Source organism: Crateriforma spongiae, from assembly GCF_012290005.1.
GTDB classification, from domain to species: Bacteria; Planctomycetota; Planctomycetia; order Pirellulales; family Pirellulaceae; genus Crateriforma; species Crateriforma spongiae.
Window position 1 is genome coordinate 1 of record NZ_JAAXMS010000038.1, and the last position, 553, is coordinate 553.

The following is a 553-nucleotide window of genomic DNA, read 5'->3' on the forward strand; positions in this document are numbered from 1 at the left end:
AGGCCGAGCAGGTCTTTTAATGGCTCCAGACGCCAGGGCGCGTCTACAACGGAAAGTCCCCCCGGTTCATCCGTGATCTCCCGCGAGTCCTCGACCACGCCTCGGTAACGACGAGTGATCGAGCCTTGGTGCCGATGCATCTTCCCGTCACAAAACGCCGATTGCAGCCAGTACTGCCCATCTTGACTGCCGAATCCTTCGGGGGATTTGGCATAGACGGTTGCCAGGTACTCAAATCTTGGTCGAGGTTGATAGATCCGAATGAAATAGAAAGGTTTGATCTCCAAGTCATTGCCGGCGATCGTCTCATGGATTTCACCGATCACAAACAGGCAATGTTTGCGTTTCTCCAGTGCATCGGCTTGATCCATCAATTCGATGAACCCCGTCTGGATCTTAGCTTCAAGATCGGGAGAGACCTCTTCGGCAGGCGAATCAGCCGCGAACAGGCAGAAGACAACGACGAATAGACACCGTGTGGTGAATCGGGGTTTCGCGTTGCCTGATGCGATAAGGAAAGGAAACCGAAAGATGCCATCAAGGCTCATTCCAA

1 protein-coding gene is annotated in these 553 nt (G+C 53.3%); it reads right to left on the bottom strand.

Annotated elements, in window-relative coordinates:
* Window positions 1-371 (bottom strand): hypothetical protein (locus tag HFP54_RS25090; RefSeq protein ID WP_168567301.1); only part of this gene is annotated, 371 nt, incomplete at its 3' end.
* Window positions 372-553 lie beyond the last annotated feature (182 nt).